Here is a 21,686-nt window from a genome sequence, read left to right on the forward strand (position 1 = left end):
CGAGAAACGAAGCCTGAGGTGGCCGGGGGCCGTTACGCGGTACGGCCCCGGCGGGCGAGGAGTCGGACGACTCCGTCGCCGATGAGCTGGACGACGGTCACGACGGCGACCAGTACGACGACGGTGACCAGCATGAACGTGGTGTCGAAGCGCTGGTATCCGTAGGTGACGGCCTTGGAGCCGAGGCCCTCGCCGCCGACCGCGCCGGCCATCGCGGAGTACCCGATGAGCACGATCACGGTGGTGGTGACGGCCGACACCAGCGAGGGCAGGGCCTGCGGGAGCAGCACCTTGCGGACGATGGTGGGGATGCCGCCGCCCATGGCCTGGACGGCTTCGACGAGTCCGTGGTCGACCTCGCGGATCGCCGTCTCGACGAGGCGCGCGAAGAAGGGGATGGCGCCGATGGCGAGCGGCACGATCATCGCGGTCGGGCCGATGAAGGTGCCGACGACGAGGGTCGTGAAGGGGATCAGGGCGATCAGCAGGATGATGAACGGCAGCGAACGCCCGATGTTCACGATCGCACCGACGACCTTGTTCACCGGCCGGTTCTGGAGCAGTCCGCCCTTGTCCGTGAGGACGAGGAGGATGCCGAGCGGGAGGCCGCCGACGACGGTGACGACGGTGGCCCACAGGACCATGTAGAGCGTGTCGACGGTGCCCTGCTCCAGGAGGGGCTGCATCTCCGACCAGGTCACTTGGCACCTTCCTTGACCAGGACGGGCGCGGTGCCCTGCTCCTGTGCGTCGTCTTCCACGAGCTCGACCTGGAGGCCCTGCTCGCGCAGGAAGCCGACCGGGACGACGTTGTCCTCGTACCGTCCGGGGAGTTCGATCCGCATCCGGCCGATCTGCTTGCCGCCGACGGTGTCCATCGCCGCCCCGAGGATCGAGATGTCGATGTTGTACGTGCGGGAGAGCTGGGAGATCACCGGCTGGGTGGCGGCCTCGCCGTGGAACGTGACGTCGACGACCGTGTGCTCGGGTCCCGTGGCGGCGCCGCTGACCGGGAACAGCTCGGCCGCCAGCTGGGAGCCGGGGGTGGCGAGCAGTTGGCCGACGGTGCCGGTCTCGACGACGCGGCCGTGCTGCATCAGCGCGGCGGAGTCGCAGATCGTCTTGACGACGTCCATCTCGTGCGTGATGAGCAGCACGGTGAGGCCGAGCTGCCGGTTGAGGTCGCGCAGGAGCTGGAGGATGGAGCGGGTGGTCTCCGGGTCGAGGGCGCTGGTGGCCTCGTCGGAGAGCAGGACCTTGGGCTTGCCGGCGAGGGCGCGGGCGATGCCGACGCGCTGCTTCTGGCCGCCGGAGAGCTGGCCGGGGTAGGACTTGGCCTTGTCGGCGAGGCCGACCAGGTCGAGGAGTTCCAGGGCCCGGCGGGAGCGCTCGGCGCCGGAGACGCCGAGGATCTCCAGGGGGAGCTCGATGTTGTCCTTGACCGTGCGGGAGGACAGCAGGTTGAAGTGCTGGAAGACCATGCCGATGCTGCTGCGCGCCCGGCGCAGGTCCTTGCCTGCGCGGCGGCCCTTCCCGGCGAGGGCGGTGAGGTCGACGCCGTCGACGGTCACGGTGCCGGAGGTGGGGCGCTCCAGGAGGTTGACGCAGCGTATGAGCGAGGACTTGCCGGCGCCGCTCTGGCCGATCACGCCGAACACCTCGCCCTCGCGGACGTGGAGGTCGACGCCGTCCAGAGCGGTGACCTGCCGGCCGCGCGACTCGTAGACCTTGGTCAGGCCCGAAGTGGTGATCACAGGGGTTTCCGTCACTGTCGAGTGCGCGACGCGGGGTCCGTCGTGCACGGGGCATTCGTCATTTCGGACAGTCAGGCGCACGGGGACGCTGCTCCGGCTGGTGGCCGGGCGGCAGCGGTGCGCGGGGCAGGCACGGTCCGGCGCCGGATGGCGGTCGGAACGGCTCGGCCGTCGGGGTCTCGCTTCGGGGCGCGAGGCTCAGGCGGGGGCCCTCAGAAGGCGCACATTCGACACATACAACGAGCACCGGGCGTTGTGTTCGCCTCGGTCGCAAGGGTGCGGCTGCTCGTCGTGGTCATGGCTGCAAGTAAAACATGCGCAGCTGCGAAGGGAACCCGGGTGTCCGAATAGCGGACGCCGTTGAGACGCCATACGGACGCGCCGGTTGCCCCGGGCGGAGCGCCTTTCCGCGCGTGGCCTGGAGGGAAGGGGCCCGGGTGCGGACGCGCCGGGGGCGGTGATCGGGTACGGGATGTGGCGGAGGCCACGCGGTGGAGGGAGCCGGGCGGGATGGCGGACGGGCGACGCGTCGGGCCCCGGTGCGCCGGGGACGGGCGCCGCGTCGGGCCTCGGTGAGCCGGGAACGGGAGGCGCATCAGGCCCCGGTGAGCCCCGGGACGGGCAGCCCGGCGGGCCTCCCATGAGCCCGGGGCGGGCGGCGCGGCGGGCCTCCCATGAGCCCGGGGCGGGCGGCGCGGCGGGCCTCCCATGAGCCGGGGGGCGAGCGGCGCGGCGGGCCTCCCGTGAGCCCGGGGCGAGCGGCGCGGCGGGCCTCCCGTGAGCCCGGGGCGATCGGCGCGGCGGGCCTCCCGTGAGCCAGGGGCGAGCGGCGCGGCGGGCCTCCCGTGAGCCGGGGGGCGCGCGCATCGGGTCATTCGGACCGTAATACCCTCGGGCGCATGCTTGACGCCCTGACGGTCGCGGTCTCCGTGGCCGCGCTCGCCCTCGCCGCCTGGTGCGGCTTCGCCGCCTTCCGGGACCAGCCGACCAAGGACTGGCACTTCATCGGCATGGCCGTGGTGACCTTCCTGGTCCTCGTCCAGCTGATCGTCGGCATCGTGCAGCTGGCGCGCGGCGAGAAGGCCGAGGAGGGCACGACGATCTTCGTCGCCTATCTGCTCGGCGCGCTGTGCGCGGTGCCCATCGCCGGTTTCATGTCGCTCGCGGAGCGCAGCCGGTGGGGTTCGGCGACCGTGACGGCCGGCGCGGTCGTCCTGGCCGTGCTCGAAGTGCGTCTCTACGACATCTGGACGGTGGGCTGACCATGACCGGGACGCAGGAGACGCGCGAGAAGGCCGCACCGGGCGGCAAGACCCGGCTCGTCACGGGCCCGGGCATGCTGCTCGTCTGGCTGTACGGCGTGATGTCGGTCGGCGCGGTCTCGCGCTCGATCTACCAGATCGCCACCGAGTTCGACCGGGCACCGCTCGCGTACTCCCTGTCGGCAGTGGCGGCGGTCGTCTACGTCTTCATCACGTACACGCTGGTACGCGGCGGGGAGAAGGCCCGCAGGGCGGCGCTGGTGTGCTGCGCCGCCGAGCTCGCGGGCGTACTGATCGTCGGGACCTGGACTCTGGTCGAGCCGTCCGCCTTCCCGGACGCGACGGTCTGGTCGGACTTCGGCTACGGCTACGTCTTCATCCCGGTCCTGCTGCCGCTGAGCGGCATCTGGTGGCTGCGGAGGTCACGGACCGCCTAGGCGGCCTTCTCCAGGGTCACCAGGGTGAGCTTCGGGCCGAGCTCGCGGGTGGCGACCTGCGCGTACCCCTTGCTGCGGTAGAGGCGCAGATTGCCCTCGCTGCGGTGGCCGGTGAAGAGCTGGAAGCGCTTGGCCGGGGCCGTTTCCTCGGCTTCCGGGGCGAAGTGACGCTCGATGCCGTCGAGGAGACGGCCGCCGAGACCGTGCCGCTGCATGCGCGGGTGGACGATCAGCTTGGCGATCCGTACCGTGCCGTCCTCGTCGATGCGCGCCCGCACCGAGGCGACGACCTCGTCGCCGAGCCGGGCCACGAGCCCGTACCCCTCCTCCAGTTCGGCGCGCAGCGCGTCGAGCGACTGGGTGAGCGGTTCGATGGACCAGTCCCCGTACAGCTCCGCCTCACTCTGGTAGCAGAGGTACTGCAGCTTCAGGATGTGCTCCGCGTCCTGCGCGTCCGCCGCTGAGATGGTCACACTCAGGCCCATGTGTGCACGCCTCCCGCTCATCTGGTCGATCATCGGTTTACCGCACCCTTCCCCGTCGACCGGGGGCGGGAACCTCTGCCGCCAGCATTCTGCGCAGGCATCCCAGGCAACGGGAACGCATCGGCCCCAGGCTGCCCTGTGAGATACCCAACTCTCCTGCGATTTCCCGGTAGGTGGGGTCCTCCGGGTCGAGCATCGCGGTCAGCACCTTCGGGCAGCGGCCGGGTGTCCTGGTGACGGCGGCGCGCAGGGTGCGGCGGCCCTCGGCGACCATCAGCGAGTGCTCCGGGGAGCCGTGGGGCTCGGCGCCACCCTGCTCGTGGGGTTCGTCCCGGTAGGGGCGCTCCCGGTCGTGGGTCCTGCGGGCGCGGCGCGCCTCCGCGCGGACGGCCCGGCGCAGCCATTCGGCGGGCCGTTCGGGGGCGGTGCCGGTCTCCTGGAGCTGCTCCAGGAGACGGAGCCAGACGGCCTGTTCGAGGTCGCCGGGGTCGACGCCGGCGGCGGGCGCCTCGGCGTCGGACTCGGCGGAGAGGAGCGGGGCGAGGGCGGCGAGGAGGGCGGGGGCTTCCGGGGTGCCCGCGGCACGGATGGTGTCGCGGTGCGTCTCGGGGTACGTGTCGGGATGCATCTCGGGGTGCGTCTCGGGGTGCGTCTCGGGGGTGGTCATGACCGGCACGATGCCGGGGTGCGCGGCCGTGGTTGCGGTACGGGGCGTAAACCACCCGGGAGGGGGTCGTACGGTCCGGTTGCTCGGCCGTACGGGGGCGGGAAGGGGTCGTACGGTCCGGTTGCTCGGCCGTACGGGGGCGGGAAGGGGTCGTACGGCCCGGTGGATCGGCCGTACGACCCCCTCGGCCGGTCAGTCGCGGGCGGTGAGGTCCGCGGCGGCGAGCAGGGCGGTGTCCGGGTTGTCGGAGAAGATGCCGTCGATCCCCGTCTCCAGGTACGTCTTCAGTGCCCCGAAGGCGTCGCCGTACGCGTTCGGGTCCGTGCCCTTGCGGAAGTCCGCGGGCAGGAAGGCGTTCTCGTTGCGGTGCGTGTACGGGTGGAGGATCAGCCCCTCGGCGTGCGCGTCGCGGACCAGCGTGGTCGGGGTGCCGAGCCGGCCGCCCGCGTCCTTCGGGATGACCAGGTCGAGCGTGGGGCCGATGCCCTTCGCGTACGAGGCGATCCAGCGCAGGCCCTCGGGGGTGACCAGGTCGGCGACCGTGCGCGGGTCCCCGGCCTCGACGAAGTCCCAGGGGCGGCTGCTCGCGCCGGAGAGCAGGACGACGCCCGGGGCGTCCACGAGCTTCGCCAGGCGCTGGATGCTGCTGGGCTCGAAGGACTGGAGGAAGACCGGGGAGTTCGCGCGGTGGCGTCCGTACCGGCGCAGCAGCTTCGCGAGGCGCTCCTCCAGGCCGAGGCCGAGGGAGCGGAAGTAGCCGGGGTGCTTGGTCTCGACGTGGAGCCAGATCTCGCGGCCCCGGCGACGGCCCTCCTCCTCGGCCCAGATCAGCACCTCCTCGAAGGTGGGGACCGTCCAGCGGCCGTCGTAGAGGGTGTTCTTCTGGCGGGTGCCGGGGATGCGCTCCTTGGCCCGCAGCGTCTTGAGCTCGGCGAGCGTGAAGTCCTCGGTGAACCAGCCGGTGAGGGCGACGCCGTCGACGGTCTTGGTGGTCCTGCGGGACGCGAACTCGGGGTGGTCGGCGACGTCGGTGGTGCCGGTGATGTCGTTCTCGTGGCGGCAGACCAGGTGTCCGTCCCGGGTGGGGACGAGGTCCTGCTCGATGACGTGGGCGCCGAGGTCGAGGGCGTGGCGGTAGGAGCCGAGGGTGTGCTCGGGGCGGTAGCCGGCGGTGCCGCGGTGGCCGATGACGGTGGGGTAGGGGAGGGAGCGGTAGCCGTGGCCGCGGCCGGGCGCGCGGTCCGTCCCGGCGGCCTGCGCGGTGCCGGTGCCGGCCGCGAGGGCCGTGGAGGCGCCGAGGACGGTGGCGCCCGCCGCTCCGAGAACCGTCCGCCGTGCCGGGGTCCGGCGTTCGCCCTGGGTCATGAGGGATCCTCCTGTGTGAGCCGCGGTGTGATGTCCAGCACCTGTCAACTGTTGACCCCGACGCTAGGCAGTGGGCCCCTACGGGCGGCAGACCTCGGCCGAACATGGCGGAAACACACGTCAACACTGCGTATCCAGTCGGTGAACCCGATGTGCGCGTGGGGGTGACCCGCGAGTATCGTCGCCAGCTGCACCCGTCGGCCCGCCAGCTCGACCGACCCGCTTCCCACCGGAGGAACCGTTGTCCCGTCTCGCGATCATCAAGGCAGTGCTCGGGCCGGTCATGCGCCTGATGTTCCGCCCCCGCGTGGAGGGTGCCGAGAACATTCCCGGGACGGGTCCCGTGATCCTCGCGGGCAACCACCTGACCTTCATCGACTCGATGATCATGCCGATCTGCCTGGACCGTCCGGTCTACTTCATCGGCAAGGACGAGTACGTGACGGGCAAGGGCGTCAAGGGCCGGGCGATGGCCTGGTTCTTCACCAGCGTCGGCATGATCCCGGTGGACCGGGACGGCGGCCGCGGCGGTGTCGCGGCGCTGATGACGGGCCGTCGGGTGCTCGAGGAGGGCAAGATCTTCTCGATCTACCCGGAGGGCACCCGCTCCCCCGACGGCCGGCTGTACCGGGGCCGTACGGGCATCGCGCGGCTGACCCTGATGACCGGGGCGCCGGTGGTGCCGTTCGCGATGATCGGCACCGACAAGATCCAGCCGGGCGGGGCGGGCTTCCCGCGCCCGGGCCGGGTGACGGTCCGCTTCGGCGAGGCGATGGAGTTCTCGCGGTACGACGGGATGGACCGCGACCGGTACGTGCTGAGGGCGGTGACGGACTCGGTGATGGCCGAGGTCATGCGGCTGTCCGGGCAGGAGTACGTGGACATGTACGCCACGAAGGCGAAGGCGGCGTAGGCGCTCCGCTGCGGTTCAGAGGTTCTTGAGGGCGGCGTCCTGGACAGGGCGCCGCCCTCGTTGCTGTTGCGCCCACCCGTTCCGCCCCGGGCGGAACGCATGCCCACTACGGGTCACTTCTCCAGCTTCTGGCCCCTGAGCAGGAACCAGGCCGCGACCGCCGTCGCGAGGAGGACCGCCGCGCCGACGCCGGCCGCGATCCGCAGGCCGTCGACGAAGGCGTCCTGGGCGGAGGACACCAGGGCGGCCGCCGTCTCGGGGGCGAGGCCGCCGGAGGCCTCGACCGCGCCGCCGAGCGACTCGTGGGCGGCCGACGCGAGGTCCGAGGGGACACCGGCCGGGGCGGCGAAGCCGCGGTAGACGCCGGTCACGATGGAGCCGAGGACGGCGATGCCGAGCGCGGCGCCCAGTTCGTACGCGGTCTCGGAGACGGCGGACGCCGCTCCGGCCTGCTCCTTCGGGACGCTGGAGAGGATCACGTCGGCGGTCACGGTGAAGGCGAAGCCCGCGCCCACGCCCACGACGAGGAGGCTCGCGCCGAGCAGCGGGTAGCCGGTGTGCTGGTCGAGGGTCGTCAGGACGGCCAGGGAGAGGCCGACCGCCGCGAGACCGCCGGCCACCACGGACCGTACGGAGAGGCGACGGGCCACGACACCGGCGACCAGACCGGCCGTCACCGCGCCGATCGCGGCCGGCAGTTCGGCGAGTCCGGCCTCCAGGGGCTGGCGGCCCTGGACCAGCTGGAAGAACTGGGACAGGAAGAACACCAGGCCGGAGAGGCCGAGAATCGTCAGCAGGTCGGCGAGGACGGCACCGGAGAAGCCGCGGTGGCGGAAGAGCCGCATGTCCAGGAGCGGCGCGGGCAGGGTCAGCTGCCTGCGGACGAACCAGGTCAGGGCGGCGGCACCGATGAGGGCGGCGACGCCGGCGGCGCCGGAAAGGCCGTGGGAGGCCAGTTCCTTGACGGCGTAGACGACTCCGATGACGCCGACCAGGGAGAGGGCGACGCTGGGCAGGTCCCAGGGGCCGGGGTTCGGGTTCTTCGACTCGGGGATCAGCTTGCTGCCGACGAGGACGAGGACGGCCATGACGGGCAGGTTGATGAGGAAGACCGAGCCCCACCAGAAGTGCTCCAGGAGGAACCCGCCGACGACCGGTCCGACGGCGGCGCCGGCCGAGGCCATGGCACCCCAGATGCCGATGGCGAGGCTGCGCTCGCGCGGGTCGTGGAAGAGGTTGCGGATGAGCGCCAGGGTGGACGGCATCAGGGTCGCGCCAGCGACGCCGAGGAGGGCGCGGGCGAGGATCATCATCTCGGGGCTGGTCGCGTAGGCGTTCAGGACCGAGACGGCGCCGAAGGCGGTGGCGCCGATCAGCAGCAGCTTCTTGCGGCCGATGCGGTCGCCGAGGCTGCCCATGGAGACCAGGAGTCCGGCGATGACGAAGGAGTAGACGTCGCCGATCCAGAGCAGCTGGGTGCCGGAGGGCTTGAGGTCCTCGGAGAGGAACGGAGTGGCGAGGCCGAGCACCGTGGCGTCGACCGCCACGAGGAGGACGGCCAGGACGAGCACGGAGAGGGCGAGCCACCGGCCGGGGCGGTGCGCGCCCTCGATATGGCTCTCGGTCTTGAAGGTACTGCTGGTCACTTCTCCACGCTCCTGCGCGCTCCGCCGAGCAGCAGCTCGACGATCATGTACTGGAAGTCCTTGGCGGCGACCCGGCCGTCCTGCACGGCCCAGGCGCCGGAACCGATGAGCCCGTAGAAGGCCTCGGTGAGCCAGGCGGGGGTCAGGTCGATGCGGAAGGCGCCCTGTTCCTGGCCGCGCCGGAAGAGCGCGGAGACCCGGGCGTCGAGGCGCTCCCAGCCTTCGTTCTGCTGGTCGCCCTCGAAGAGCTGGTTCTCGGTGACGAGGAACGAGAGCAGCGGCGCGACGGGCTCGACCTCGGCGACGAGCCGGCGTACGGCCTCGTCGGCGGGGCCTTCCTCGGTACGGGCCCGGTCGTGGGCCGCCTCCAGCTCCTGCAGCCCGAGCTCTTCGAGCGCCCGCACCAGGGCGTCCCGCCCGGCGAAGTGCCGATGCAGCGTGGCCCGCCCGATCCCGGCGGCCCGGGCGACCTCGTCCATGGTGGCGGTCGCCTTGCGGGTGAGCAGGGCGGCTGCGGCACGGAGTACCTGGGTGCGATCGACTGACATGAGACGACCATACACCGAGTGAGACATCAATGTCTCATTCGATATTTCGAAGCCTCACCGAGGCAGGAACGGAATGCTGTGATCATGACGAAGCCACTGCTGCTGATCGACGTCGACGGGCCACTGAATCCGTACGCGGCACAGCGCGAGCGGCGCCCCGAGGGGTACCAGACCCATCGGATGAGCCCCACGGGCTGGACGGACGCGAAGCCCCTGCGGGTGTGGCTGAATCCGGACCACGGGAGCGAGCTGATCGCACTGGCCGAGGCGTACGAGCTGGTCTGGGCGACGACCTGGAAGGGCGAGGCGAACGACTGGATAGCCCCGCACCTCGGGCTGCCCGCGCTGCCGTTCATCGACTGGCCGCAGATGCACGGAAAGGCCCCTCGCGGGACCTTCTGGAAGACGCAGTACATCCTGGAGTACGCGGCGGGGCGGCCTTTCGCCTGGATCGACGACGACATCACCTCGTACGACCACGAATACGTGGAGCAGAACCACCTGGCCGCCGCCCTGCTGCTGCGCGTCGACGAACGGATCGGGCTGACCCGGCCGGACTTCGACGCGCTCGCGGAGTGGGCGGCGGCGCTGTGACGTGCTGAGGGCTACTTCTTGGCCTCGGCCCAGGCGTGCTGGATCACCAGGTCCGCCTTGACCTCGACCAGCTGGGTGGCGACCGCCGAGGGGGCGGTGCCGCCGCGGCCGTCGCGGGAGGCGAGGGCGCCGGGGACGTTGAGGACGGTGCGGACCTCGGGGGTGAGGTGCTCGGAGATCTTGGCGAACTGCTCGTCCGTCAGCTCGTCCAGCTCCTTGCCCTCCGACTCGGCGACCTTCACGCACTCGCCGGCCACCTCGTGCGCCACCCGGAACGGGACGCCCTGCTTGACCAGCCACTCCGCGATGTCGGTGGCGAGCGAGAAGCCGGCCGGGGCCAGTTCCTCCATGCGCTCCCGGTTGACCGTGAGCGTCGCCATCATGCCCGTGAAGGCCGGGAGCAGGATCTCCAGCTGGTCGCAGGAGTCGAAGACCGGCTCCTTGTCCTCCTGGAGGTCCCGGTTGTAGGCGAGCGGCAGGGCCTTCAGGGTGGCCATCAGGCCGGAGAGGTTGCCGATGAGGCGGCCGGACTTGCCGCGGGCGAGCTCGGCGATGTCGGGGTTCTTCTTCTGCGGCATGATCGACGAGCCGGTGGAGAAGGCGTCGTGCAGGGTCACGAAGGAGAACTCCTTCGTGTTCCAGATGATGATCTCCTCCGCGATCCGCGAGATGTTGACGCCGATCATCGCCGTGATGAAGGTGAACTCGGCGACGAAGTCGCGGGAGGCCGTGCCGTCGATCGAGTTGCCGACCGAGCCCCGCTCGAAGCCGAGGTCCTTCGCCACCGCCTCCGGGTCGAGCCCGAGGGAGGAGCCCGCGAGGGCGCCGGAGCCGTACGGGGAGACGGCCGTCCGGGTGTCCCACTGCCGCAGCCGCTCGGCGTCCCGGGAGAGGGCCTGGGCGTGGGCCAGGACATGGTGGGCGAAGAGCACCGGCTGGGCGTGCTGGAGGTGCGTACGACCGGGCATCGCGACGTCCGCGTGGGCCTCGGCGAGGCCGACGAGGGCGTCCTGCAGGTCGGCCACGAGGCCGCCGATGATCCGGGCGTGGTCGCGCAGGTACATGCGGAAGAGGGTGGCGACCTGGTCGTTCCGGGACCGGCCGGCACGCAGCTTGCCGCCGAGGTCCGGGCCGAGGCGCTCCAGGAGGCCCCGCTCCAGGGCGGTGTGGACGTCCTCGTCGGCGATGGTGCCGACGAAGGAGCCGTCGGCGACGTCCGCCTCCAGCAGGTCGAGTCCGGCGAGCATGCGGGTCAGCTCGTCCTCGGTGAGCAGGCCGGCCTTGTGCAGCACGCGCGCGTGGGCACGGGATCCGGCGATGTCGTACGGCGCGAGACGCCAGTCGAAGTGGACCGAAGCGGAGAGCTTCGCCAGGGCCTCGGCGGGGCCGTCGGCGAACCGTCCGCCCCAGAGCCGGACGTCACCGTTGTTGCTGCTCACTGCTGCTCCTCGATCGAACGTGGGCGGATGAGGCGAGGTCGATGTCGATAGGCATAACTATGCGGAGCGCCGTATGTTTTGTCAATCGCGGTCCGTGACCGCGGAAATCCCGGAGCGCCCCGGTCCAGCCTGCCCCTACGCTCCGCCCATGGAAGACAGGGACACCACAGGAGCCACCCGACTGGCCCGGGGAACGCCGCTCGCGTCGGCGATCGACACGTCGGACCCCAACGCCTGGACAGGTCTCGACCTCGGCGTGCGGGAGCTCGCCCGCACCCGTCCGTCCGCGCTGCCGAGCCACTCCTGGGCGACCGGCCGCCGCTTCCACTGGTCGTGGGACGCACCGCTGCCCACCCTGAACCTGAAGCACCGCGAGCCCGAGGGGCCCGAACTCGCCGTCGCGCTCTGCCACCCCGACGGCCGGATACGCGAGGCGGCCCTCCGGCGCGCGGCCGACCTTCCCGCGCCGGACCTTCAGCCGCTGCTGCCCCTCGTGGCGCTCCGCTGCTCCGACTGGGTGGCGGTGGTACGCGAGGTGGCCCGCGGCCTGCTGGGGGGCGCCCTCCCCGCCGCCGGCCCCGGCGCGGTCGCCGTCCTGGCGCCCGTCGTCATGCGGACCGCCGCGCGCCGGCGCGGGGACGCCGCCCGGGCCCTGCTCCAGGCGGCACTCCGGGAGGGTCCGGGGTCCGTGCTCGAAGCCGTGCTCGTCAGCCGGGACCGGGCGACCCGGCGCCTGGCGCACCGGATCGCGGCCGAGCGGCGGCACCTCTCCCCCGAGCGGTTCGCGGCGGTCGCCGCCACCGACCCGGACGTGGTGATCCAGGACATCTGCGCGGACGGCGCGGTCGCCGGGGTGGGCCCGGAGACCGGGGACGAGGTCCTCGCGCCGCTGCTGCGCTCCGCGTTCCCCCGGGTGCGCGCGGCCGGTGTGACGGCGCTGCGCCGGGCCGGGCGCGCCGAGGAGGCCGAGGGGTTCCTCGCGGACCGTTCGCCCCTGGTGCGGGCATGCGCGCGGTACGTGCTGCGGCAGAAGGGGGTCGACGCCGCCCCGCTCTACCGGGCCCTGTGCTCAGGCGCGACGGTGCCCCCGGCCGCGCCCCTCGGGCTCGCCGAGTGCGGCGTGCGGGACGACGCCGCTCTCCTGTGGGGTCTCACCGACCACCCGCACCCGGGTGTGCGCGCCCACGCGGTGGCCGGCCTGCGCGTGCTGGAGGCATCGGAAGCGGTGCGGCTGATGCCGCTGCTCGACGATCCCGCGCCCGGGGTCGTACGGGAGACGGCGACCGCCCTCGTACCGTGGGCGGACCGGCTGCCCGTGGCCGAGCTGCGGGCACGGCTCGGGACGGAGCGTCCCCGGCACGTGCGCGTGGGGGCGTTCAGGCTGCTGACCGCACGCGGGGGACCCGAACTTCGGGAGATCGCCCGCTCGCTCACCGACGACGCCGAGCCGCGGCTGCGCTTCAACTCCCAGGCGCTGCTCTGGCTCTGACTCCACCTGGAAGGCGGCGACGACCGGCCCGCGAGGGGAGGAATCGAGCCATGGGAAAATCCCGCCATGGGAAAAACGTATGAGCGTATCGATGGGCGGCTTCGGGCCTTCATCGAGGAGCAGCCGGTGTTCTTCACCGCGACCGCTCCCCTCTCCGGCGACGGTCACGTCAACCTCTCCCCCAAGGGGCGCAGGGGCACGCTCGTCGTGCTCGACGAACTGACCCTCGCCTACGTCGACTTCGGCGGCAGCAGCGCCGAGACGGTCGCGCACCTGCGGGAGCCGGGCAACGGGCGCATCACGCTCATGTGGACCTCGTTCTCGGGCCCGCCGACCGTGGTGCGGGTGCACGGCACCGGGGAGGCGGTGCTCCGGGACGATCCGCGCTGGGGCGAGCTGTTCGCGCGCTTCCCGGCCGAGGCCGTGGAGGGGCAGGGCAGCGCGCGGGCGATCGTCCTGGTGCACGCCCGGCGGGTCAGCGACTCCTGCGGGTTCGCCGTCCCGCTGATGGAGTACCAGGAGGACCGCTCGATGCACGCCGAGTACTTCAACCGGAAGACCGACGACGAGTTCAACGCGTACTGCCAGCGCAAGGAGCTCCTCGCGAACAGCCTGGACGGGCTGCCGGCCCTCCCGCTGCCGCTGCCTCCGCTGCCCGCCGAGTAGCACGGAGCGGCCCTCGTACGCACAGCACATCGCCGTCGGAACGCGAGGCGTTCCGACGGCGATCACACCGTGCGAGCCCGTGCGCGACGGGCTGCCGGGGCTACTTCTGGGCCAGCTTCAGCAGGTGGTCGGCGAGCGCCTGGCCGCCGGCCGGGTCGCGGCTGATGAGCAGCAGCGTGTCGTCACCCGCGATGGTGCCGAGGATGGCGTGGAGTTCGGCCTGGTCGATGGCCGACGCGAGGAACTGGGCGGCGCCCGGCGGGGTCCGCAGCACCACCAGGTTCGCGGAGGCCTCGGCGGAGATCAGCAGTTCGCCGGAGAGGCGGCGCATGCGCTCCTCCTTGGCGGACTCGCCGAGCGGGGCCTGCGGGGTGCGGAAGCCGCCCTCGCTGGGCACCGCGTAGATCAGCTCGCCGCCGGTGTTGCGGATCTTCACCGCGCCGAGCTCGTCGAGGTCGCGGCTGAGCGTCGCCTGGGTGACGCTCAGTCCGTCGTCCGCGAGGAGCTTGGCGAGCTGGCTCTGCGAGCGCACCGGCTGCCGGTTGAGGATGTCGACGATCCTGCGGTGGCGTGCGGTGCGGGTCTGCGGAACGGACGGCCCGCCCCCAGGCTCCGCCTGGGGGGACCCCCAGTGCTCGTTCTCCTGCGCGTCGGTCATCGTCGTCTCATTCCCCGGTTCGTCCTTGCCCGTTCGCCTCGTCCAGGACGCCGGGCAGCGCCTGGAGGAAGGCGTCCGCCTCGGCGTCGGTGAGGACCAGCGGAGGCATGATCCGTACGACGTCGGGGGCGGGCGCGTTCACCAGGAGGCCGGCGTCCTGGGCCGCCTGCTGCACCTGGGGTGCGAGGGGCCCGGTGAGCACGATACCCAGCAGGAGGCCCGCACCACGGACGTGGGAGACCAGCGGGTGCCCCAGACCCTCGATTCCCTGGCGCAGCCGCTCCCCCACCGACTTCACGTGGTCGAGGGCCGCGTCGGCGCCGAGGGTGTCCAGGACCGCGAGTCCGGCGGCGCAGGCGACCGGGTTGCCGCCGAAGGTGGTGCCGTGGTGGCCGGGCGTGAAGAGCTCCGCCGCCTCGCCGAAGGCGACGGTCGCGCCGAGCGGGAGGCCGCCGCCGAGGCCCTTGGCGAGGGTGACGACGTCCGGCTCGACGCCCTCGTGGGCCTGGTACTCGAACCAGTGGCCGCACCGGCCGATGCCGGTCTGCACCTCGTCGAGGACGAGGAGCGTGCCGGTGGCCCGGGTGATCTCCCGGGCGGCCCTGAGGTAGCCGGCGGGCGGGACGACGACGCCGTTCTCGCCCTGGATGGGCTCGATGATGACGAAGGCGGTGTCCTCGGTGACCGCGGCCCGCAGCGCCTCCACGTCCCCGTACGGCACGTGGGTGACCTCGCCGGGGAGCGGCAGGAAGGGGGTCTGCTTGCCGGGCTGGCCGGTGAGCGCCAGGGAGCCCATGGTCCGGCCGTGGAAGCCGCCGTCGGTGGCGACCATGTGGGAGCGGCCGGTGAGCCGGCCGATCTTGAACGCGGCCTCGTTGGCCTCGGCGCCCGAGTTGCAGAAGAAGACCTTGCCGGGCCGGCCGAAGAGGCTCAGCAGGCGCTCGGCGAGGGCGACGGGCGGTTCGGCGACGAACAGGTTGGAGACGTGGCCGAGGCTCTGGATCTGCCGGGTGACGGCCTCGACGACCGCCGGGTGGGCGTGGCCGAGGGCGTTGACGGCGATGCCTCCGACGAAGTCCAGGTACTGCTTGCCGTCGGCGTCCCAGACCTTGGCGCCCTCACCGCGGACGAGCGGCAGCCGGGGGGTGCCGTAGTTGTTCATGAGCGAGCCCTGCCACCGCTGGGTCAGCTCCGTGTTGCCGCTCATCAGTCCCCCTGTCCGTCCGGCACGACCATCGTGCCGATGCCCTCGTCCGTGAAGATCTCCAGCAGGATCGAGTGCTGGACGCGGCCGTCGATGACGCGGGCCGTGGTGACCCCGTTCCGTACGGCGTGCAGGCAGCCCTCCATCTTGGGGACCATGCCGCTGGAGAGGTCGGGCAGCAGCTTCTCCAGCTGGGTGGCGGTGAGCCTGCTGATGACCTCGTCGCTGTTCGGCCAGTCCTCGTAGAGGCCCTCGACGTCGGTCAGGACCATCAGGGTCTCGGCACCCAGCGCCGCAGCGAGTGCCGCAGCCGCCGTATCAGCATTGACGTTGTAGACATGTCCGTCGTCCTGGGAGCGGGCGATGGAGGAGATGACCGGGATGCGGCCGTCCTCCAGGAGGGCCTCGATGGCTCCGGTCTCGATGGCGGTGATCTCGCCGACGCGGCCGATGTCGACCCGCTCGCCCTCGATGACCGGCCGGTGCTGGGTGGCGGTGATGGTGTGGGCGTCCTCGCCGGTCATGCCGACGGCGAAGGGGCCGTGCTGGTTGAGCAGCCCGACGAGCTCCCGCTGGACCTGGCCGGCGAGGACCATCCGTACGACGTCCATGGCCTCGGGGGTGGTGACCCGGAGGCCGGCCTTGAACTCGCTGACCAGGCCGGCCTGGTCGAGGGCCCGGTTGATCTGGGGGCCGCCGCCGTGCACCACGACCGGCTTGAGGCCGGCGTGGCGCAGGAAGACGACGTCCTGGGCGAAGGCGGCCTTGAGGTCCTCGTCGATCATGGCGTTGCCGCCGAACTTGATGACGACGGTCTTGCCGTGGTGGCGGGTGAGCCAGGGCAGTGCCTCGATGAGGATCTGGGCCTTCGGGAGGGCGGTGTGCTTCCGCGCGGTGTTGCTCATGACGAGTACGCGCTGTTCTCGTGGACGTAGTCGGCGGTGAGGTCGTTCGCCCAGATGACGGCGGACTCCGTGCCGGCGGCGAGGTCGGCGGTGACGGTGACCTCCCGGTAGCGCATGTCGACCAGGTCGCGGTCCTCGCCGACCGAGCCGTTCCGGCAGACCCAGACGCCGTTGATGGCGACGTTGAGCTCGTCGGGCTCGAAGGCTGCCTGCGTGGTGCCGATGGCGGAGAGCACCCGGCCCCAGTTGGGGTCCTCGCCGTGGATGGCGCACTTGAGGAGGTTGTTGCGGGCGATGGAACGGCCCACCTCGACGGCGTCGTCCTCGGTCGCGGCGTTGATCACCTCGATGCGGATGTCCTTGCTGGCGCCCTCGGCGTCGCCGATGAGCTGGCGGGCGAGGTCGTCGCAGACCGTGCGGACGGCCTCGGCGAACTCGTCCTGCGCGGGCGTGGTGCCGGCGGCGCCGGAGGCGAGCAGGAGGACGGTGTCGTTCGTGGACATGCAGCCGTCGGAGTCGACCCGGTCGAAGGTGAGCCGGGTGGCGCTCCGCAGGGCGGCGTCGAGGCCCTTGGCGTCGACGTCGGCGTCGGTGGTGAGGACGACGAGCATGGTGGCGAGGCCCGGGGCGAGCATGCCCGCGCCCTTGGCCATGCCGCCGACCGTCCAGCCGTCCTTCGTCACCACGGAGGTCTTGTGGACGGTGTCGGTGGTCTTGATGGCGATGGCGGCCTTCTCGCCGCCGTGCTCGGAGAGTCCGGCGGCGGCCGTCTCGACACCCGGGAGCAGCTTGTCCATGGGGAGCAGGACGCCGATGAGGCCGGTGGAGGCGACGGCGACCTCGCCGGCGCCGACCTCGGTGCCCTGCGCGCTGAGGACCTCGGCGACCTTCTCGGCGGTGGCGTGGGTGTCCTGGAAGCCCTTCGGTCCGGTGCAGGCGTTGGCGCCGCCGGAGTTGAGGACGACGGCGGTGAGCTCGCCGTCGGCGAGGACCTGCTGCGACCAGACGACGGGGGCGGCCTTGACGCGGTTGGAGGTGAAGACTCCCGCGGCGGCGCGGCGGGGCCCGGTGTTGACCACGAGGGCCAGGTCCGGGTTGCCGTTCTGCTTGATCCCGGCGGCGATGCCCGCCGCCGTGAATCCCTTCGCTGCGGTGACGCTCATGGAGCGACTCCAATCGTGGAAAGTCCGGTGTCCTCGGGAAGCCCGAGGGCGATGTTCATGCTCTGCACGGCGCCGCCGGCGGTGCCCTTGGTGAGATTGTCGATGGCGCTGATCGCGATGATCCGGTTCGCGGCCGCGTCGTACGTGACCTGTACCTGAACGGCGTTGGAACCGTAGACGGACGCCGTGGCCGGCCACTGCCCCTCGGGGAGCAGGTGGACGAAGGGCTCGTCCGCGTAGGCCTTCTCGTACGCGGCCCGTACGGTCTCGGCGGTGACGCCGGGCTTCGCGGTGGCGGTGCAGGTGGCGAGGATGCCGCGGGGCATCGGGGCCAGGGTCGGCGTGAAGGAGACGGTGACCCGCTCCCCCGCCGGCCCGCTGAGGTTCTGGATCATCTCGGGCGTGTGGCGGTGGCCGCCGCCGACGCCGTACGGGGACATGTTGCCCATGACCTCGCTGCCGAGCAGGTGCGGCCTGAGGGCCTTGCCGGCGCCCGAGGTGCCGGAGGCGGCGACGATCACGGCCTCGGGCTCCGCGAGACCTGCCTCGTACGCCGGGAAGAGCGCGAGAGAGACGGCGGTCGGGTAGCAGCCGGGGACCGCGACGCGCTTGGACCCCTCCAGGGCGGCGCGGGCACCCGGGAGTTCGGGGAGGCCGTAGGGCCAGGTCCCGGCGTGCGGGGAGCCGTAGTACGTCTCCCAGTCGGCCGGGTCCTTGAGGCGGAAGTCGGCGCCCATGTCGACGACGAGCACGTCGGGCCCGAGCTGCTCGGCGACGGCGGCGGACTGGCCGTGCGGCAGCGCGAGGAACACCACGTCGTGCCCGGCGAGCTCCTCGGCCGTGGTGGGCGCGAGGACGCGGTCCGCGAGCGGGAGCAGGTGGGGCTGGAGGGCCCCGAGTCGCTGTCCGGCGTTGGAGTGCCCGGTCAGTGTCCCGATCTCCACGTGGGGGTGGGCGATGAGGAGACGCAGGAGCTCTCCGCCCGCGTATCCGCTCGCACCCGCCACTGCTACTCGTACCGTCATCGAAACCCTCCTCATGGATGGCATGACTATACGTGCCGCCGAACTTTTATGCAACGATCATGGCGACCCACGCGCCCGGGGGACCGGCTCGCACATCCGGTCGATCGGCGGGCCTGGGGCGACCGGCCCGCACCTCTGGCCCATCGACGGGCCGGGGCGGCCGGCCCGCACCTCCGGTCTACATCCGTTCAATATCGCTCGCCCCTCGTGGCACGACCTGACGACCCCCAGGACCCTCACCCACCCCTCGGCCCCCGCCGAGCGCTCCGACGGGGCCCCGCACGGGACGTACGCTGCCGCTGGACGCACGGGGAGCAGGGGACGGGGAAGCACATGGCGACACATCACGCGGCGGACGGCCTGGCGAGCAATCCGGCGGCTCCGGCCGACGTGCTCCTGCGGCTCCTGGCCCTGGACGACGGCGACGACTGGATCGCGTACCGGCTGTCCTGGCGCTCATCGCTGCCCGACAGCGTGGCCGAGGCCATGCTCCACCACCCCCGCCGCCGGGTCCGGACCCTGCTCGCGGAGAGCGCGGCAGCCGACCCCGAGCTGCGCGCCCGCCTCCTCGACGGCCCGGCGTCGGACGCCCTCGCGGTCGCCGTCGGCCCCACCCCCTACCGGACCCAGGCGCCACCCCTGCCCGACCGGGCGTACGAGCGGCTGCTGAACCACGAGCGCGCCGCGGTCCGGCACCTGACGCTCGAATCGGCCAGCGTGCCGGCGCACGTGCTGGTGCCGCTGACCGGACATGAGGACCCGCTGTTCCGGCTGGCCGCCTGCCGTCGCGTCTGGGACGACCTCACCGACGACGTGCGCACCGCGCTCCTCGACGACGCGGACCAGGCGGTGCGCACCGCCGCGTCCCTGCACGTCATGCACGAGGACGAGGAGCGTACGGCCGAGCTCGTCGAGACCTTCGCCGGCGGGTGGCAGCTCGGGGACGTGGTGGAGCGGGGCCGGCTCGGGCGTCCGCTCGCCGAGCGCCTCCTCGCCGAGGGGGCGTGGCTCGCCCGACTCGTACGGAACCCCACGTGCCCCTCCGATCTGGCGGCGGGGCTCGCCGGTCACGAGGACCCCGCCGTGCGACTCGCGGTCTCCGCCCGTCCCGAGCTGTCGGAGGAGGAACGGGCCGCGATCGACTGGACGGTCGGCCCCGAGGACCGACTCGACACGCTGCGGTGGGTGTGGGACGCGCGCGAGGACACGGACGTCCTGCGCCGGTGCGCGACCTCCGCGCACACCTGGCTGCGGCGCAGCGCCGCGGTGTGCCCGGAGCTGCCCGAGGACTGCGTGGAGCTGCTGGCGGGCGACGCGGACTTCGCCGTACGCCTGCTGCTCGCCGAGTACCACCCGATGGCGCCGCCGGAGCTGCTGCTCGACCTGTACCTGCACGGCACCCACAGGGCCGTCGCCTCACTGATCTCCCGGCCGCGGTTCCCGGCGGCGGGCCTCGCGGAGCGGTTCGCGGACGCGCCGGAGCCGGAGGCCCGCCGGCTGGCCCTGCGCGATCCGGGCGCGACAGCCGCACTCGTCGAGGGGCTGAGCCGGGATCCGGCGGCGTCGGTGCGGGAGGCGGCGGCACTCGATCAGCGGCTTCCGGTGGCCCGGCTGCTCGAACTGCTGGAGGATCCGAAGGTGGGCGCGGCGGCTGCCTGCAATCCGGCGCTGCCGGTCGCGGAGATGAGGGCGCTCCTGGACCGGGCGGGCGTTCCCGGCCTCTGAGAGCCGCCCTTCCCGGCCACCGGGAACCGCCCCTCGCCGGCCGCCGAGAACCATCCTTTCCCGGCCCCGGAGAACCACCCCCTCCCGGCCGCGGAGAACCACCCTTTGCATGACCATGCGAGATGATGCATACTCTTCCTATGTCCAAGGTCCTCACCTCCCTGCCCGCCGGCGAGCGCGTCGGCATCGCCTTCTCCGGCGGCCTCGACACCTCCGTCGCGGTCGCATGGATGCGCGACAAGGGCGCCATCCCGTGCACCTACACCGCCGACATCGGCCAGTACGACGAGCCCGACATCGCCTCGGTGCCCGGCCGCGCGAAGACCTACGGTGCCGAGATCGCGCGCCTGGTCGACTGCCGCGCCGCGCTGGTCGAGGAAGGGCTCGCCGCGCTCACCTGCGGCGCGTTCCACATCCGCTCGGGCGGCCGCGCCTACTTCAACACCACCCCGCTCGGCCGCGCCGTCACCGGCACCCTGCTGGTCCGGGCGATGCTCGAGGACAACGTCCAGATCTGGGGCGACGGCTCGACCTTCAAGGGCAACGACATCGAGCGGTTCTACCGCTACGGCCTGCTCGCCAACCCGCACCTGCGGATCTACAAGCCCTGGCTGGACGCGGACTTCGTGACCGAGCTCGGTGGCCGCAAGGAGATGTCCGAGTGGCTGCTCGCCCATGAGCTGCCCTACCGGGACAGCACCGAGAAGGCGTACTCCACCGACGCCAACATCTGGGGCGCCACCCACGAGGCCAAGACCCTGGAGCACCTGGACACGGGCGTCGAGACCGTCGACCCGATCATGGGCGTGAAGTTCTGGGACCCGTCGGTGGAGATCGCCACCGAGGACGTCACCATCGGCTTCGAGCAGGGCCGCCCGGTGACGATCAACGGCAAGGAGTTCCACTCCGCCGTCGACCTGGTCATGGAGGCGAACGCCATCGGCGGCCGCCACGGCATGGGCATGTCGGACCAGATCGAGAACCGGATCATCGAGGCCAAGAGCCGGGGCATCTACGAGGCCCCCGGCATGGCGCTGCTGCACGCCGCGTACGAGCGCCTGGTCAACGCGATCCACAACGAGGACACCCTCGCCCAGTACCACAACGAGGGCCGGCGTCTCGGCCGCCTCATGTACGAGGGCCGGTGGCTGGACCCGCAGGCCCTCATGGTCCGTGAGTCGCTCCAGCGCTGGGTCGGCGCGGCCGTCACCGGCGAGGTGACGCTGCGGCTGCGGCGCGGCGAGGACTACTCGATCCTCGACACCACGGGCCCGGCGTTCAGCTACCACCCGGACAAGCTGTCCATGGAGCGCACCGAGGACTCGGCCTTCGGTCCGGTGGACCGGATCGGCCAGCTCACCATGCGCAACCTCGACATCGCCGACTCGCGCGCCAAGCTGGAGCAGTACGCCGGCCTCGGCCTGATCGGCACCGGCAGCCCCGCCATCGGTGCCGCCCAGGCGGCCGCGACCGGTCTCATCGGCACCATGACGCAGATGCCCGAGGGCGGCGCCGAGGCCATCGCCTCCCGCGGCGAGGTCTCCGGCGACGAGGAGATGCTGGACCGGGCCGCGATGGAGTTCGGCACGGACTGACGTACGACTCCGCGGAAACCCGGTTCGGCACGGGCCGACGCGTAGCACCGCAGCCACGGAAAGGCCGGTTCGACACCTTTGTGTCGGGCCGGCCTTTCCGCTGGTCGGAGCGGTTCCTGAGGGCCGCCGCGGACCCGCTACTGTCTG

Annotated in this window: 21 protein-coding genes; 8 read left to right on the forward strand and 13 right to left on the reverse strand. The window is 72.1% G+C overall.

Annotated features, from left to right (window positions below; translation table 11 throughout):
- Positions 1 to 32: 32 nt before the first annotated feature.
- Positions 33 to 701 (reverse strand): methionine ABC transporter permease, encoded by a 669-nt coding sequence (locus tag ACN9M0_RS06155; RefSeq protein WP_426403248.1) that lies wholly within the window; start codon positions 699 to 701, stop codon positions 33 to 35.
- Positions 698 to 1,753, reverse strand: coding sequence for a methionine ABC transporter ATP-binding protein (locus ACN9M0_RS06160; RefSeq protein ID WP_426403249.1), 1,056 nt, complete (start codon positions 1,751 to 1,753; stop codon positions 698 to 700). Before ACN9M0_RS06160 ends, ACN9M0_RS06155 begins: the two co-directional genes overlap by 4 nt.
- Before the next feature lie 899 nt (positions 1,754 to 2,652).
- Between ACN9M0_RS06160 and ACN9M0_RS06165 the strand changes: the two genes are divergently transcribed.
- Positions 2,653 to 3,015 (forward strand): hypothetical protein, encoded by a 363-nt coding sequence (locus tag ACN9M0_RS06165; RefSeq protein WP_399697619.1) that lies wholly within the window; start codon positions 2,653 to 2,655, stop codon positions 3,013 to 3,015.
- Positions 3,016 to 3,017: 2 nt separating this feature from the next.
- Entirely contained in the window at positions 3,018 to 3,452 is a 435-nt protein-coding gene (locus ACN9M0_RS06170; RefSeq protein WP_366040716.1) for a hypothetical protein, read from the forward strand.
- Here the strand turns inward: ACN9M0_RS06170 and ACN9M0_RS06175 are convergent.
- The 3 genes from ACN9M0_RS06175 to ACN9M0_RS06185 all read right to left on the reverse strand — a co-directional run bounded on the left by ACN9M0_RS06175 (position 3,449) and on the right by ACN9M0_RS06185 (position 5,969).
- Positions 3,449 to 3,937 (reverse strand): GNAT family N-acetyltransferase, encoded by a 489-nt coding sequence (locus tag ACN9M0_RS06175; RefSeq protein WP_366040715.1) that lies wholly within the window; start codon positions 3,935 to 3,937, stop codon positions 3,449 to 3,451. The two genes, ACN9M0_RS06170 and ACN9M0_RS06175, sit on opposite strands and share 4 nt — an antisense overlap.
- A gap of 37 nt (positions 3,938 to 3,974) precedes the next feature.
- A complete protein-coding gene (locus tag ACN9M0_RS06180) occupies positions 3,975 to 4,604 on the reverse strand; it encodes a sigma-70 family RNA polymerase sigma factor (protein WP_426403250.1) in 630 nt (209 codons plus the stop codon).
- A 192-nt stretch (positions 4,605 to 4,796) separates the two neighbouring features.
- Complete coding sequence (locus ACN9M0_RS06185; protein WP_399697623.1) at positions 4,797 to 5,969, reverse strand: glycerophosphodiester phosphodiesterase; 1,173 nt, start codon at positions 5,967 to 5,969, stop codon at positions 4,797 to 4,799.
- A gap of 241 nt (positions 5,970 to 6,210) precedes the next feature.
- Between ACN9M0_RS06185 and ACN9M0_RS06190 the strand changes: the two genes are divergently transcribed.
- Positions 6,211 to 6,882, forward strand: coding sequence for a lysophospholipid acyltransferase family protein (locus tag ACN9M0_RS06190; RefSeq protein WP_366040712.1), 672 nt, complete (start codon positions 6,211 to 6,213; stop codon positions 6,880 to 6,882).
- Between the two features lie 113 nt (positions 6,883 to 6,995).
- Here the strand turns inward: ACN9M0_RS06190 and ACN9M0_RS06195 are convergent, their stop codons facing one another.
- Both ACN9M0_RS06195 and ACN9M0_RS06200 read right to left on the reverse strand, forming a co-directional pair.
- The gene (locus ACN9M0_RS06195; RefSeq protein WP_366040711.1) at positions 6,996 to 8,528 is read right to left on the reverse strand and encodes an MFS transporter; all 1,533 of its coding nucleotides are present in this window, start codon (positions 8,526 to 8,528) and stop codon (positions 6,996 to 6,998) included.
- Complete coding sequence (locus ACN9M0_RS06200; RefSeq protein WP_366040710.1) at positions 8,525 to 9,076, reverse strand: TetR/AcrR family transcriptional regulator; 552 nt, start codon at positions 9,074 to 9,076, stop codon at positions 8,525 to 8,527. The genes ACN9M0_RS06195 and ACN9M0_RS06200 overlap by 4 nt, the downstream gene beginning before the upstream one ends.
- Before the next feature lie 84 nt (positions 9,077 to 9,160).
- Between ACN9M0_RS06200 and ACN9M0_RS06205 the strand changes: the two genes are divergently transcribed.
- The gene (locus tag ACN9M0_RS06205; protein WP_399697626.1) at positions 9,161 to 9,670 is read left to right on the forward strand and encodes an HAD domain-containing protein; all 510 of its coding nucleotides are present in this window, start codon (positions 9,161 to 9,163) and stop codon (positions 9,668 to 9,670) included.
- A gap of 11 nt (positions 9,671 to 9,681) precedes the next feature.
- Here the strand turns inward: ACN9M0_RS06205 and argH are convergent, their stop codons facing one another.
- Positions 9,682 to 11,109, reverse strand: a complete 1,428-nt coding sequence (gene argH / locus ACN9M0_RS06210; protein ID WP_366040708.1) for an argininosuccinate lyase — start codon at positions 11,107 to 11,109, stop codon at positions 9,682 to 9,684.
- 148 nt (positions 11,110 to 11,257) lie between these two features.
- Here argH and ACN9M0_RS06215 point away from each other — a divergent pair, with 148 nt between their 5' ends.
- Complete coding sequence (locus ACN9M0_RS06215; RefSeq protein ID WP_426403251.1) at positions 11,258 to 12,598, forward strand: hypothetical protein; 1,341 nt, start codon at positions 11,258 to 11,260, stop codon at positions 12,596 to 12,598.
- Positions 12,599 to 12,664: 66 nt separating this feature from the next.
- A complete protein-coding gene (locus ACN9M0_RS06220; protein WP_366040706.1) occupies positions 12,665 to 13,264 on the forward strand; it encodes a pyridoxamine 5'-phosphate oxidase family protein in 600 nt (199 codons plus the stop codon).
- Between the two features lie 100 nt (positions 13,265 to 13,364).
- Here ACN9M0_RS06220 and ACN9M0_RS06225 read toward each other — a convergent pair whose 3' ends face one another.
- The 5 genes from ACN9M0_RS06225 to argC are packed head-to-tail and all read right to left on the reverse strand — an operon-like array spanning position 13,365 to position 18,219.
- Positions 13,365 to 13,922, reverse strand: coding sequence for an arginine repressor (locus tag ACN9M0_RS06225; protein WP_352020497.1), 558 nt, complete (start codon positions 13,920 to 13,922; stop codon positions 13,365 to 13,367).
- Between the two features lie 7 nt (positions 13,923 to 13,929).
- Positions 13,930 to 15,129, reverse strand: a complete 1,200-nt coding sequence (locus ACN9M0_RS06230) for an acetylornithine transaminase (RefSeq protein WP_366040705.1) — start codon at positions 15,127 to 15,129, stop codon at positions 13,930 to 13,932.
- On the reverse strand, positions 15,129 to 16,031 hold the full coding sequence (gene argB / locus ACN9M0_RS06235; RefSeq protein WP_366040704.1) for an acetylglutamate kinase: 903 nt from the start codon (positions 16,029 to 16,031) through the stop codon (positions 15,129 to 15,131). The genes ACN9M0_RS06230 and argB overlap by 1 nt, the downstream gene beginning before the upstream one ends.
- Positions 16,028 to 17,194 carry a bifunctional glutamate N-acetyltransferase/amino-acid acetyltransferase ArgJ gene (gene argJ, locus ACN9M0_RS06240; protein WP_366040703.1) on the reverse strand — a complete coding sequence of 389 codons (1,167 nt, stop codon included), beginning with the start codon at positions 17,192 to 17,194 and terminating at the stop codon, positions 16,028 to 16,030. Before argJ ends, argB begins: the two co-directional genes overlap by 4 nt.
- Complete coding sequence (argC, locus tag ACN9M0_RS06245; RefSeq protein WP_366040702.1) at positions 17,191 to 18,219, reverse strand: N-acetyl-gamma-glutamyl-phosphate reductase; 1,029 nt, start codon at positions 18,217 to 18,219, stop codon at positions 17,191 to 17,193. Before argC ends, argJ begins: the two co-directional genes overlap by 4 nt.
- Positions 18,220 to 18,552: 333 nt before the next feature.
- Here argC and ACN9M0_RS06250 point away from each other — a divergent pair, with 333 nt between their 5' ends.
- Together ACN9M0_RS06250 and argG are read left to right on the forward strand one after the other, a co-directional pair.
- The gene (locus tag ACN9M0_RS06250) at positions 18,553 to 19,944 is read left to right on the forward strand and encodes a hypothetical protein (protein ID WP_366040701.1); all 1,392 of its coding nucleotides are present in this window, start codon (positions 18,553 to 18,555) and stop codon (positions 19,942 to 19,944) included.
- 140 nt (positions 19,945 to 20,084) lie between these two features.
- Entirely contained in the window at positions 20,085 to 21,539 is a 1,455-nt protein-coding gene (gene argG, locus ACN9M0_RS06255) for an argininosuccinate synthase (protein ID WP_366040700.1), read from the forward strand.
- Positions 21,540 to 21,686: the final 147 nt, after the last annotated feature.

Origin of the sequence: Streptomyces sp. R-07, from assembly GCF_049913175.1 — a bacterium.
Lineage (GTDB): Bacteria > Actinomycetota > Actinomycetes > Streptomycetales > Streptomycetaceae > Streptomyces.